Raw genomic sequence first — 13,553 nt, 5'->3', positions numbered from 1 at the left:
ATTTTTAAGGTAATGAAATGATGTCCGAAGAAAGCGGCACAGACTTTTCCCAATCTGTGCCGCTACAATATTACTAATTATTCTTCAATTCACTCCGTCATCCGATTAATAACCCGTATTTTGGTTCATGTTCGAATTATCAACCACCTCGTCGGAAGGCAACGGGAAATTAATATTATAATCCTGGAATTTACAGTCGATCAAAAGCGAACCAAAATCGTATGTCTTCAAATCGATTTCTCCGGCCATATGCCTTCTTCTTAAATCCCACCAACGGTGTCCTTCTTCGAAAGCCAATTCAAGCCGACGTTCCTGGAAGACCCATTCAAGAACCGTTGCACGATTTGTTTCCGTCGTACTTCGGTCTGCCGGAGTCAAAGAAGGCGTTCCGGTTTCATTTGAGTTCCTTGCCCTCGCCCTGATTTGGTTGATCAGTCCGATTGCTTCACTTAAGCTTCCATTGCTCCTAACGATCGCTTCGGCTTTTAAGAGTAATACATCGGCATAACGCAAGATACGGGGATTATTCACGGTTACACCATTGGCATTGCCGCCTAAAGCATAACTCGTATTTTTTATATACTTCATTACATTAACATTATCGGTAGCGCCCAAATTAATATTATAGGACTTTCTCGGATCGCCATCGTCATACGCATTTTTTATCGAATTGGTGGCCGTATAATAAGAGTTCCCAATCCAGGAAGGTAGCTGATTGAACATTCCCCAATAAGCCCCTATCTCTCCGATCACGGAAAAAGAATCGTTTCCTCCTGATCCCCCGACAAACGGGTTAACAGAACCGGGAGAACTATTTGCCTGATATTCAAACAGGGATTCGTTATTATTTTCATATTTCACATCGAAGTTATTACTATATTGCGACATGAGAGTAGCTCCAGAGATTGCATTAAAATCAGCAATCGCATCCGTAAAGTCCGAGGTCGTTTTATTGACTGTTCCCCGGAAAACCAGACACTTACCTCTTAATCCCAACGCAGATCTTTTAACCAGACGACCTTTATATTCAGACGGCCAAGTATCGGGTAACAGCTCGGAAGCCTGTTTCAGGTCGATAATCGCCTGATCCAATAATTCGGTACCTTTGGAATTAGAAGGATAAGCATCATCCAAGTCCGTAATTCTCTCAGTAATTAATGGCGCCGTACCGAAAACGTTCCAGAGAAGGAAATAGGTATAGGCTCTGAGAAATAAGGCTTCGCCTTTGTTATAATTCATTAATTCCGGAGAAGTCTGGTAAGCCGAGGCACCATTCTCTTCTATCTTTTGCAACACCGTATTTGCCCTGTTAATCAATTGATAAGCAAAAGTGTAATAAAGAATAAGTTGAGAGTTCGAACCATTTAACCCTGTAAAATTCTCCAATGCATAAGAGGAAGCAGTCGTCAAATCATCCGATGGCAACAACGTTACCGGATATACGTTATTATTCTGCCCTCCGCGGAAAGCATAGAAAAAGGATAATTTCTGGTATATACCGAATACAGCTTGTTGCATTTGAGATTCATTTTGGAAAAAGCTGGCTTCCGTATCACCGATCGGATACAATTCGATCGTATCTGTACTGCAGGCGCTACAGAATAGGGTAAGCGCTACTAAAACGGATTTTATTATATTATTCATAAGGCTTTATTCTTTTTAATCATGATCAAAAACTAATATTAGCACCAAGTGTAAAGGTAGTCGGTGTCGTAATGTTTTCAGGATCCAGATCATTAAACGAAGAAATAACAAACAGATTGGAACCGGAGAAATAACAACGTAATTTCCTTATGCCGGCCTTTGTCAGCAAAGAGCCTTTAAAATTATATCCGATCTGGAAATTCTGGAACCGGAAAAAGTCTGCATCTGAAACAAATCGGTCGGAGATACGATTATTTCCCGAAGGATCATTCTGTATAGCCCGCGGAATCGTATTGGAAGGATTCTCTTTGGTCCAACGTTTACTATAATCCGTTAAGAAGTTCTGTCCGCCGCCATTAATACTAAGCAAACCTAAGGTACTTATTTTCTGTACATCTCCCACTCCTCTGAAATTCAATTGGAGATCCCAGCTTTTATAATTAGCTCCCAGGCTGATGCCATAATAATAACCGGGGATTGTTTTTCCTAAATAGGTTTTATCATAATCATCAATCTTTCCATCAGGAGAATAACTCTTCAAGGTTCCTTCTGGAGAACCGGAAGCAGGGGCTCCGTTCAGATCCACATAGCGCACATCACCCGGCGCTTTTTGAGAACTGTAACCCACATCATTGTTGTTCTTCTTCCATTCCTCAACCTCTTCTTCCGTTTGGAAGATACCATCTGTTTTATAGCCGTATATAAAATTCATCGTATAAGCATCTTCGATACGTAAATTACCGTTTGTTGACGGACGTCCACGATAAAGATCGCTTACACGGTTACGTACGGTCGTGAAGTTTGCAGAAGCATTAAATCCTATTTCTCCGAATTTCTCATTGAAAGAAGCCTGCATTTCAATACCTCGGTTAGAGACTTTCGCTAAGTTTACCATCGGTTTGGAAAGTGCTCCGATAACCAATGGCAAGTCAATTTGCTGTAAGATACCGTCCGTATTACGGCTATAATATTCCGTAGTAAAGCTCAGGCGATTACTTAATGCGATTAAATCGAAACCAAATGAAGTCGTCGTTACGGTCTCCCACGTCATATCTTTTACCGGGAAATCACCTAAGGCCGCCGCCTGATAAATCGTTCCGTTCCCGTCGCTTCCATTCCCGAAAGCGGCCTTCGGATTTGAGTTAACCAATGAGAGATAAGCATAATCCCGTGTTTCCTGGTTTCCGGTCTTTCCCCAGCCTCCACGCAACTTCAAATCATCTAACCAATTGATTCCCTTCATAAAGCTTTCGGAAGAAATACGCCATGCTCCTGCAAAAGAAGGGAAAGTTCCCCATTTATATCCGGAAGCAAACTTGGAGGATCCATCTTTACGGACCGTTGCGTCAAGATAGTATTTACTTCCAAAATTGTAGCTCAAACGTCCCATATACCCAATCAAACCTGAAGAGTAACGTTCATAATACGAGTTTTTATCGGCGGAAGCCCATCCTTCATTTATGTAATGTTGATCCCAACTCGTAATCGGAGAATTGTTGTTAACACTCATATTACTCACATTCCATCTTATATCTTGGTCCATTGCATTCAAGACCAAATCAACGGAATGTTTTCCAAATGTTTCATTGTAACCGATCAAGAATTCTTTTACGATATTGATATTTTTCGATTCACCCAAGCTGTATATATTTCCCACCGTGTAAGGAGTACCCCTGCCTATGGTATAGATTCCGGAATTGGCCTCCGTATAAGTATCCTTTTTATTGGTATAATAGTCAAAGCTGACTGTTCCTTTCAAACGCAGCCCCTTCAACGGTGTCAGTTCTGCATAAAAAGTTCCCAGGTTACGTACCAAATCCCTTTGATTTTTAGAATATAGATCCTTGGCAAGGAAGTTATCGATCGTTGCCGCTCCATAGCCATACGGCATCAATTTACCATCAAAGGTGCGTCCGGGCCGGGCCAATCCGTTCGATTCATTTTCATCGTAGAGCGGTTGCCAAGGCGTTACGAAAGAGACACTGCTCAGGCCACCAGTGGCCGTTTCATGATCATCATAATGCGAGTAGACAAACCGATAGGATTCTCCCAATTTAAACCAGTTTCCTATCTTATGGTCCGAATTCAGGAAGAAGGAATAACGATCGAACGAATCATTATAAATCGCATCGTCCTGCTTGGCATATCCTGTACCCAAAGCGTAATTTGTCGCTTTGTTTCCACCGGTTATGCTAATATTATAATCCTGAATTGCCGCATTTTCATTCAATAAGGCATCTCTCCAATCTTTGGTATAGTTGGCGCTGTTACCCATATAACGAGGCGACGTTTTATCGAAGAACGGATAATATTGATCTTTCACATAGGCCGGATTAGCATTGATCGCTTCCAAGGACCAGTCGATATATTCGTCTATACCTACTACATCATACTTTTTAGAGATATTCTGGATCCCATAGCTCATGGAGAAATCCACATTCGTTCTCCCTTCCGAACCTCTTTTGGTAGTAATCAGGATCACACCGTTCGAAGCTCTTACCCCGTAAATAGCCGTAGCGGAAGCATCCTTTAAAACCGAGATTGATTCGATATCATTGGGATTGATCATATTAAAAACATTCACATCGCCCCGGAAGGTACCGAATCTCGCATTTGATTGGCCATTGGCCCCTCCTTCCGCCAACGGAACCCCGTCTATTACATACAACGGATCATTATATCCTAAGGTACTTACACCACGGATTCTGATTTCAGGCCTTGCCGCCGGACCACTACCCGGATTACTGATTTGTATACCGGCCATTTTCCCTTGCATGGCAAATTCAGGTGACATGGCATTGCTTTGGGCGATATCGTCTGCCTTGATTTGAGAGACGGCTCCCGTCAAGTCTTTCTTTGTACGCGAACCATATCCTATGACAATCACATCTTCCAGATCTTTTGAGGATTCCGTCAAGACAACGCTCAGCGTATTCTTGCTGGTTACGTTTATTTCCTGAGTCTGATATCCGATATAAGAGATAACCAGAGTCCCGTTCGCCGGCATATTCAAAGTAAAGTTTCCTTCAAGATCCGAGATGGTTCCTGTTGCCGTTCCTTTGACAGAGAGACTTGCCCCGACAATCGCTTCGCCATGAACATCCTTAATCACACCCGAAACCCTTTTCACCGGAACAGGCGCTCCGCTTTCCAACTTACTGGATATTACAATCATTTTGTTATCTATCGCATAACTCAAATTTTCATCCAATACGGCATTCAGAACCTCTTCTATAGAAGCATTCTTGAAACTCCGTGTGATTTTCTTTTCTTCATTCACTTCATTTTTCTTGTAGATAATGGAATAGTTAAGTTGCCTTTCAACCTCATCCAATACTTCTTTCAAGGGAGTTTGCCTGAACTGATGCGTTATTAACTGTGCATTCAGAGACAAAGAACCGAAAAGTAATAAGGCCAATAGAAGTGACCTTCCTACATGCTTTCTGTACATCATAAGACTGTTATTAGTTATTAGACTTAAATATATTAACAAATAGCGCTATTGTTTTTTCATAATGTAAATGTCATGCCCTACCCTCCTGAACCGGATATCGATTATTTTGGACAAGGCTTGTAAAAATTGATCGATGGTTTCTTCATTACGTAAAGACACCTTAAAGACAGCATCTTTCTCCAGATCTCCATCCAGGAATATATTGACATCATATTTACGGGATAACCTGACAGCTAACTCATTCAGGGTAATTTCATCATATTCCACCCTTCCGTCTATCCATGATTTGTATTGATAGGCCTGCACGTTATGACGGAAGAACCGGGCCTCTCCCTTCTTAAAAGACAGAGATTCGCCTGGTTTCACCGGAATGATCCCTTCTCCATAGACAATCTCGACCGCCCCTTCCAGTAACGTAACCGAAGAAGCCGGGTCTTCTGCATAAGAAGTAACATTGAATTTGGTTCCCTTGACAAGGATATCGTAATGGTCTGTCTTTACCCTGAACGGAGATTTATCATTTTGCTTTTTCACTTCAAAATAGGCCTCTCCTTCCAGGATGACCTCCCGGTTGTGAGCGCTGAAATTTCCCGAATAACGGAGTTTGGAACCGGCATTGAGCCACACATTTGTCCCATCCGTCAGAACTACACGGCTTTTCTCTCCCGGATCGGTTACAAACGTATAATAAGGTTGTTCCTTATCCGGCAGAACATTCATTAATAAGGTGACGGAACTTATAAGCAGTACCAACAAGATAGCGGCGGCGGCAATCATTTTCCTCAGGTCGCGTTTGGGGGCGTCAAACGTCCGGTTAATCGCGCTTCTTACCCGAAGCCGGTGCTGAAGTTCGTTCCACTCCTTTGTAACCGGAATCTTATTCACTGAAGAAACCATCCACTTTTTTTCCCATTGGCGGAAGAGTTCCCGGTGAGAGGAATCAGAGGAAATAAAATCAAACAATGCCTTCTCATCTTTCAGCGGTAGGTTTCCGTTAAAGTAGGATAAGGCTAACTGATAATATCTCTTCATCTGATTCTCCATCTGATTCATCTGTCTTTGTTAAGATATAACAACTCAGTTTGATTTTACCCAACCTTACCCTTTCTTTTTTATTCCCACAAAATCCACGCTAATATTGCAATATATATGTCCAATGGATATTTATCTTTAAAGTGTTTGGAGAAATAGGAAAGTGCTTTCGCTATATGTTTCTCTACCGCAGTAGAAGAGATATGCAATATTTCGGAGATTTCCCGGTTTTTCATTTTCTTTAGCCGGCTTAATAAAAAGACCTCACGGCAACGGGGAGGGAGGCTATTGATAACCAATGTGATCTGTTCCTGCAACTCTTTATAAAGAAGGGAATATTCGGGATCTAAGTTGAAATCGGCATAATACAGTTCTTCCTGGCCACCCACCTTTTCCAGATAGTCAAGACTATATTGCTCCACGATTTGCAAATGCTTCAAATAGTTTAAGCAGGCATTGCGCACCATGGCAAAAAGAAGGGAAGACAAAGAGATATTGTTCAGATACAAACGTTTTTCCCAGAATTTAAGAAAGCTTTCTTGCAAGATGTCGCGAATCGTCTCTTCATCCTGCACAAAACGGGAAGCATATCCTCTTAGACGAGGATAATACGAATCAAACAGGAATTTGAAAGCATCTTGATTTCCTGCTTTTATTTCGTTTAATAAAGCCTTCTCATCCGCGAAATTAATCATGATATAACTTCTTTATATGCAAACGAATAAAAAAAGATCATTTCTATTTTATTAAAGAACAATATGTTGTCTTTTAATCCCGGCATTAAATATAGGTAGTTTTAAGAAATATCTATTCTTTTTCTCTTTTATTTTTCTGAATCAGGTAATCTAACTATTTGCTTTTTGCCTTCATCTTTTATTCTAAATCTATGTTAGGGATAGAGTTTTTTCTTTGCCGTTTGTGAAAGGGGAAATCCTTCTTAACCCCCTAAATAAAAAGCATACCAAGACATAGATTATCTAAAAAATTATAACTTTGGTTTTTGAGATAATTTTTAAAGTAAAACGTTCAATGATCATAGCCATGAAAAAAATCTACTTGATGTTGCTGATTTTGCCTGCATGCGTATTTGCACAGGCGCAAGAAAACGGATATACGCTGGTGCAAAATATTTCGTATGTTCCACCCGACGAAAGAGACGCTTACCGCAAAGAGCGTTGCTTGCTCGATGCCTACTATCCGACGGATGTAAAAGGATTTACAACCATTGTCTGGTTTCATGGCGGAGGTTTGGAGGGTGGACAGAAGGAGCTGCCTTTGGAGCTTCAGAACAAAGGAGTGGCAGTTGTTTCGCCCAACTACCGGCTCAGCCCGAAGGCCACAAATCCCGCTTATATAGACGATGCCGCTGCCGCTGTGGCATGGGTTTTCGAGAATATCGAATCGTTTGGCGGTGATCCTGCACGCATTTATGTGGCAGGGCATTCGGCCGGTGGATACCTCACACTGATGATAGGGTTGGATAAATCATATCTGCAAAAATACGGTGTGGATGCTGACCGCATAAAAGGATTGATACCCGCCAGCGGACAGACCAATACGCATTACACGATACGTAAAGAAAGAGGGCTGCCTATGGATATCCCGTTGGTGGACGAATACGCTCCCTTAAACAAGGTCAGAGCTGGGCTTCCACCGATATTGCTGATCACAGGTGACCGCCACTTGGAAATGACTGCCCGCTATGAAGAAAACCTCCATTTGGAGTCGATATTAAGGTACTTCGGAAATAAAGATCTGACACTCTATGAATTGCAGGGTTTCGACCATGGTGGGATGGCTATCCCCGCTTGCCGCTTGCTCATAAACTGGGTGAAGAAGCACGATCAGAAATAAGATAATCAAGAAGAGCGAATAGAACAATCAAGCTAGGCGACTTAACGCAAACACATTAAAAAAGTCTTTTATTATTCAGAAAAAATGCGTTTGCACGGTGTAAGAGAAATTACCGGGGGAAACATTATCTTTGCCTTGGTAATTGTTTTAATTTTAACGGTTACTTAATTTGATCCGGATAATGATTATTTATAATATAACTTTTCATATTGAGCAAGAGGTACTGACGGAATGTTTGGAATACCTAAAAACGGATTATATCCCAAAGGCTTCCGGTAGCGGTTTCCTTACTCATCCGGCCTTGCGACGGATACTGACGGACGAGGAAGAGGTAAAAAACTCCTCTTTCTCCGTACAGTTTCAGGTAAAAAATGTCGATACGCTTCAATACTGGTTAGAGACTCAGGGGAGAGCCTTGCATCAGAAACTGATAAGTCGTTTTGGCAACCAGGTAGTCGGTTTTTCAACGCTTTTAGAAGATATAACACTGGGAGATGAGTAAAGACAGAGTAATATTAGGTATCGATCCCGGAACGATTGTGATGGGATACGGACTTTTGCATATCGTAGATAACAAACCGGTTGTCGGTACGATGGGATTTCTTCAACTCAATAAGTACGACGACCATTACCTGCGTTTGCGGAGGATCTTCGAACGGGTAATCTCCCTCATTGACGAGTATCATCCTGATGAACTGGCCATAGAAGCTCCCTTCTTCGGAAAGAACGTGCAGAGTATGTTGAAACTCGGACGAGCGCAAGGAGTGGCTATCGCGGCCGCCCTGAGCCGCGACCTTCCCATCTACGAATATGCTCCCCTGAAAATCAAGATGTCGATTACCGGCAGCGGAAGCGCTTCCAAGGAACAAGTCTCCGGTATGCTTCAACGCATTCTCCATATTCCGGAAGAACATATGCTGACGCAGTTGGACGCAACAGACGGACTGGCTGCCGCCCTTTGCCATTTCTACCAGACAAACAAACCGGTACAGGAGAAGTCCTATACCGGTTGGAAAGATTTTATTAATAAGAATCCCGGGAAAGTCCGGTGAAAAGTTAAACGATTCCCTGCGCCATCATCGCCTTCGCCACTTTCATAAATCCGGCAACATTGGCTCCTTTTACGTAGTTTACATAACCATTTTCCTGTCCGTGGGCGACACATTGGGCGTGGATGCTGCTCATGATTTGGTGCAAGCGTGCATCCACTTCCGCCGCCGTCCATGAAATATGCATGGCGTTCTGTGTCATTTCCAGGCCGGAAGTAGCCACCCCTCCCGCATTCACCGCCTTTCCGGGGGCAAAGAGCAGTCTCTTTTCAATGAAGTAATCGACCGCTTCGGCCGTACATCCCATATTCGAAATCTCTGCCACGCAGGAGACTCCATTATCTACCAGATTTTGGGCATCCGTAAGGTTTAATTCGTTCTCCGTAGCGCAAGGTAAGGCAATGTCTACCCGTTGTTCCCAAGGACGCTTGCCGGCGATAAAGATCGAGCCGGGAAACTCTTCGGCATAAGGAGAGACGATGTCATTGCCCGAATTGCGAAGTTCCAGCATATAATCTATTTTCTCGCCGGAAATACCTGCCGGATCGTAAACGTATCCGTCCGGGCCGGAGATAGTCACCACTTTGCCACCCAGTTCGGTCGCCTTGGTAGCCGCACCCCAGGCCACATTACCGAATCCGGAAATGGCAATGACCTTTCCTTTGATATCGATCGAGTGGTTTTTAAGCATCTGTTCGACAAAATACAACCCGCCAAATCCGGTAGCTTCGGGGCGAAGGATCGATCCGCCGAATTCCAAGCCTTTACCTGTAATTGTCCCCGTATTTTCCCGCGCCAGTTTTTTATACATGCCATAAAGAAAACCGACTTCCCGTCCGCCTACACCGATGTCGCCCGCCGGCACGTCGGTATCCGGACCAATATTCCTCCATAGTTCCAACATGAAAGCCTGGCAAAAGCGCATGATCTCAGCCTGGCTTCTCCCGCGTGGTGCAAAGTCGGAGCCGCCTTTGGCTCCGCCCATCGGCAAAGTGGTCAGCGCATTCTTAAAGGTTTGCTCGAATCCCAGGAATTTCAGAATCGAAAGGTTGACTGATGGATGAAAACGAAGTCCTCCTTTGTACGGTCCGATTGCATTGTTAAACTGAACCCGGTAGCCCAGATTTACCTGTACTTCCCCCTTATCGTCTACCCAAGGTACACGGAAGGTGAAAATACGGTCAGGCTCTACCAGACATTCAATGATTTTTGCTTTTTCAAACTCGGGATGCCGATTGTATACCTCTTCAATAGAGACAAGCACCTCTTTCACGGCTTGCAAATATTCCTTTTCTCCGGGATGTTTTGCTTCCAACGCAGATAAAATCAGTTCGGTTTTCATCGTATTACTTTTTCAAAGTATCATTATGCTCACAAATATAGGTATTCACCGGGAATATTCAACAGTTTTACTAACTTTTAGACAATATCTCTTTTCTAATCCATACATTCTACTTTTTAGGGTGGGAAGTCAATAAATTCCTTATTTTTGCCTTCAGTCAAATGATAACTCATTATGGGAAGAATTAACGACTTTCGAAATTCGGTTTTTAGGGATACTTCTTTTGCCAGCTTAATGAATAAGCGCATATACAATGTCCTGCTGATTGCTACCCCTTACGATGCTTTCATGCTGGAAGACGACGGACGGGTAGACGAACAGATATTTAATGAATATACAGCCTTAAGCCTTCGTTATCCTCCACGGTTCACCCAGGTGTCCAATGAAGAAGAGGCGCTTCAGGTACTGCAAAACCGCCCGTTCGAACTCATTATCTTCATGCCCAATATGGTGGACCGGGATATCTTTGCGGCGCCCAAACAGATCAAGAAACAATATCCTACCATCCCTATAGTCGTCCTTACCCCCTTCTCTAAAGAAGTCTCCAAAAGAGTTGCCGACGAAGACCTGAGTGCGATCGATTACGTCTTCAGTTGGCTGGGTAATTCCGACCTTCTATTGGCTATTATTAAACTAATTGAAGATAAGATGAATGCGGCGGATGATACGGCCAGTGTCGGGGTCCAGATCATTCTGTTAGTAGAGGATTCCGTCCGATTCTATTCTTCCGCCTTGCCGCATCTTTACAAGTTTGTACTCGAACAGAGCCAGGAGTTTGCCAAAGAGGCCTTGAATGCCCATCAGCGGACTCTCCGTATGAGGGGACGCCCGAAGATCAAACTGGCGCGTAACTATGAGGAGGCGATTCGTATCTTCGACCGTTATCAGAACAACATACTGGGCATCATTTCCGATATGAGTTTCCTGCGCGAAGGCGTAAAAGATAATTTTGCCGGATATAAATTCGGGCAATATGTATGCAAAACCGGAAAAACAATTCCTTTCGTACTGGAATCGTCAGAGACGGAGAATGAGAAATACGCCAGAGAGTTGAAAGCCTCTTTCATTTATAAAAACTCCAAGAGTTATCCGCAAGACTTGAGGCAAAAAATCATGGAACGTTTCGGTTTCGGTGACTTTGTTATCCTGAATCCACAGACCAAGCAGGAAATTATGCGGATTAAAGACCTGAAAGACCTTCAAGTCAAAGTGTTCCGGATACCGGATGATTCTCTGCGTTACCATCTGTCCCGCAATCACTTTTCCCGCTTCTTTTATTCCCGTGCCATGTTTCCCCCGGCAGAGGTATTAAAACAGGTAGACGTCAGCGAATATAAGGACATGGACGAGGCCCGCCAATTTATTTTCGACCTGATCGTGCAATACCGGCAGATGAAAAACTCAGGCATAGTGGCGGTCTATCAGAAAGACCGCTTCGATGAGTACAGTAATTTCGCCCGGATCGGAGAAGGTTCCCTGGGGGGGAAAGGAAGAGGATTAGCTTTTATCGGTGCAATGATTAAGCGCCATCCGGAATTAAAACAGCCTAATTTTACGGTTAATATACCTAAAACGGTCGTCATCTGTACGGATATTTTTGATGAATTTATGGAAACCAACCGGCTATATCCCGTCGGATTAAGCAAAGAGCCGGACGAGGTGATCCTGAGATATTTCCTGCGCGCTAGCCTGCCGTCCAGCCTGGTGGAAAATCTGATGTCGTTCTTTGAAGTGGTGAAACGCCCCATTGCCGTCCGCTCGTCAAGCCTTCTGGAAGATGCGCACTACCAGCCTTTTGCCGGAGTATACGCCACGTACATGGTACCCAAGATAGATGATAAATACGAAATGCTCCGGGTTATAAGCGATGCGATCAAGGCGGTCTATGCTTCCGTATTCTATCGCGATAGCAAAGCGTATATGAATGCAACCAGCAACCTGATCGACCAGGAAAAGATGTCGATCGTTTTGCAGGAGGTGGCCGGCGCATCCTATGGCACCCGCTTATATCCTCTGATCAGCGGAGTAGCCCGTTCGCTCAATTTCTATCCGATCGGTAACGAAAAGGCGGAAGACGGGATTGCAAACATTGCACTGGGATTAGGAAAGTACATCGTCGAAGGTGGACAAACGCTGCGTTTCTCCCCTCGTCATCCCAATAATCTATTACAAATGAGTACGATGGATTTTGCCTTGCGTGAAACACAAACCCGTTTCCTGGCATTGGATCTCAACAATCCGCCGACACAGTTTTCAGTGGATGACTCCTTCAATCTTTTGAGACTAGGACTTAAAGACGCGGATGCCGACGGAGCGCTGCAATACATCACCTCTACCTACGACCCGATGGATCAGATCATCCGGGATGGCTATTATCCGGGCGGACGGAAGATATTATCGTTTGCCGGGATCTTGCAAAACGATCTTTTCCCACTCGCCCAAACATTAGATACACTTCTGCATATCGGGCAAAAAGAGATGGGGCGCCCTATCGAAATTGAATTTGCTGTCAACATGGAGCCGGGAAACCGGGAGAAAGCGACATTCTATTTCCTTCAGATCCGCCCGATTGTCGATCAGAAGGAAAGCATGAATGAGGACTTAAGCTTGATTCCGAAAGAAGCCACCCTACTTTCTTCCGCCAGTGTATTGGGCCACGGAATAATGAACGACCTTCATGACTTGCTCTATGTTAAGACAGGCGCTTTTAATTCGTCAAACAACCAGCAGATTGCCTACGAAATAGAGAAAATCAACCGTCAATTTGCCGAACAGGAAAAAGGTTTCGTACTTATCGGCCCCGGTCGGTGGGGAAGCAGCGACCCATGGCTCGGTATCCCGGTAAAATGGTCTTATATCACGAATGCCCACCTGATTGTGGAGTGCGGATTGGAGCAATATCGGGTAGACCCTAGCCAAGGCACGCATTTCTTTCAGAATCTGACCTCTTTCGGAGTAGGCTACTTCACGATCAATCCATTCAGAGGAGACGGTTGGTTTGATGAAGCTTATCTCGATGCCTTGCCGGCGGCGATGGAAACGGAATACCTCCGCCTCGTCCACTTCGAGCAACCGATCGTTGCCAAAATGGATGGTCTCCGCAGCTTGGGCGTCGTCATGAAACCGATAGCGGCCGGATCGTCAGAAAGAGAAGTAGGGCAATATCCCTTGCCGTAAA

General features: G+C 44.0%; 9 protein-coding genes. 4 read left to right on the top strand and 5 right to left on the bottom strand.

Annotated features, from left to right (window positions below; translation table 11 throughout):
* Window positions 1-105: 105 nt before the first annotated feature.
* The 4 genes from BQ8014_RS02950 to BQ8014_RS02935 form a co-directional block, all read right to left on the bottom strand.
* Window positions 106-1,644 (bottom strand): RagB/SusD family nutrient uptake outer membrane protein, encoded by a 1,539-nt coding sequence (locus BQ8014_RS02950; RefSeq protein WP_080903059.1) that lies wholly within the window; start codon window positions 1,642-1,644, stop codon window positions 106-108.
* A gap of 25 nt (window positions 1,645-1,669) precedes the next feature.
* On the bottom strand, window positions 1,670-5,098 hold the full coding sequence (locus tag BQ8014_RS02945; RefSeq protein ID WP_080903058.1) for a TonB-dependent receptor: 3,429 nt from the start codon (window positions 5,096-5,098) through the stop codon (window positions 1,670-1,672).
* A gap of 45 nt (window positions 5,099-5,143) precedes the next feature.
* Complete coding sequence (locus tag BQ8014_RS02940; protein ID WP_234997967.1) at window positions 5,144-6,130, bottom strand: FecR family protein; 987 nt, start codon at window positions 6,128-6,130, stop codon at window positions 5,144-5,146.
* Between the two features lie 80 nt (window positions 6,131-6,210).
* Window positions 6,211-6,825 (bottom strand): RNA polymerase sigma-70 factor, encoded by a 615-nt coding sequence (locus BQ8014_RS02935; RefSeq protein WP_080903057.1) that lies wholly within the window; start codon window positions 6,823-6,825, stop codon window positions 6,211-6,213.
* A 346-nt stretch (window positions 6,826-7,171) separates the two neighbouring features.
* Here BQ8014_RS02935 and BQ8014_RS02930 point away from each other — a divergent pair, with 346 nt between their 5' ends.
* From BQ8014_RS02930 to ruvC, 3 genes are all read left to right on the top strand, one after another.
* Window positions 7,172-7,984 carry an alpha/beta hydrolase gene (locus tag BQ8014_RS02930; RefSeq protein WP_080905777.1) on the top strand — a complete coding sequence of 271 codons (813 nt, stop codon included), beginning with the start codon at window positions 7,172-7,174 and terminating at the stop codon, window positions 7,982-7,984.
* Between the two features lie 181 nt (window positions 7,985-8,165).
* Window positions 8,166-8,486 carry a DUF4286 family protein gene (locus BQ8014_RS02925; RefSeq protein ID WP_080903056.1) on the top strand — a complete coding sequence of 107 codons (321 nt, stop codon included), beginning with the start codon at window positions 8,166-8,168 and terminating at the stop codon, window positions 8,484-8,486.
* Window positions 8,479-9,036, top strand: coding sequence for a crossover junction endodeoxyribonuclease RuvC (gene ruvC, locus BQ8014_RS02920; protein WP_080903055.1), 558 nt, complete (start codon window positions 8,479-8,481; stop codon window positions 9,034-9,036). Before BQ8014_RS02925 ends, ruvC begins: the two co-directional genes overlap by 8 nt.
* Before the next feature lie 4 nt (window positions 9,037-9,040).
* On the opposite strand, the gene gdhA is transcribed toward ruvC, so the two are convergent.
* The gene (gene gdhA / locus BQ8014_RS02915; RefSeq protein WP_080903054.1) at window positions 9,041-10,375 is read right to left on the bottom strand and encodes an NADP-specific glutamate dehydrogenase; all 1,335 of its coding nucleotides are present in this window, start codon (window positions 10,373-10,375) and stop codon (window positions 9,041-9,043) included.
* A gap of 174 nt (window positions 10,376-10,549) precedes the next feature.
* Here gdhA and BQ8014_RS02910 point away from each other — a divergent pair, with 174 nt between their 5' ends.
* Window positions 10,550-13,552: a PEP/pyruvate-binding domain-containing protein gene (locus BQ8014_RS02910; protein WP_080903053.1), complete on the top strand. Its 3,003-nt coding sequence runs from the start codon at window positions 10,550-10,552 to the stop codon at window positions 13,550-13,552.
* The last annotated feature ends 1 nt before the right edge of the window (window position 13,553 follow it).

It is taken from the genome of Parabacteroides sp. Marseille-P3160, assembly GCF_900162725.1.
Lineage (GTDB): Bacteria > Bacteroidota > Bacteroidia > Bacteroidales > Tannerellaceae > Marseille-P3160.
This window is presented reverse-complemented; position numbering and strand designations above follow the sequence as displayed.

Coding starts and splice junctions, on each gene's coding strand:
- BQ8014_RS02945 (WP_080903058.1), bottom strand. CDS start 5,098: ATGATGTACAGAAAGCATGTAGGAAGGTCACTTCTATTGGCCTTATTA.
- BQ8014_RS02930 (WP_080905777.1), top strand. CDS start 7,172: ATGAAAAAAATCTACTTGATGTTGCTGATTTTGCCTGCATGCGTATTT.
- BQ8014_RS02940 (WP_234997967.1), bottom strand. CDS start 6,130: ATGAAGAGATATTATCAGTTAGCCTTATCCTACTTTAACGGAAACCTA.
- BQ8014_RS02950 (WP_080903059.1), bottom strand. CDS start 1,644: ATGAATAATATAATAAAATCCGTTTTAGTAGCGCTTACCCTATTCTGT.
- gdhA (WP_080903054.1), bottom strand. CDS start 10,375: ATGAAAACCGAACTGATTTTATCTGCGTTGGAAGCAAAACATCCCGGA.
- BQ8014_RS02910 (WP_080903053.1), top strand. CDS start 10,550: ATGGGAAGAATTAACGACTTTCGAAATTCGGTTTTTAGGGATACTTCT.
- ruvC (WP_080903055.1), top strand. CDS start 8,479: ATGAGTAAAGACAGAGTAATATTAGGTATCGATCCCGGAACGATTGTG.
- BQ8014_RS02925 (WP_080903056.1), top strand. CDS start 8,166: ATGATTATTTATAATATAACTTTTCATATTGAGCAAGAGGTACTGACG.
- BQ8014_RS02935 (WP_080903057.1), bottom strand. CDS start 6,825: ATGATTAATTTCGCGGATGAGAAGGCTTTATTAAACGAAATAAAAGCA.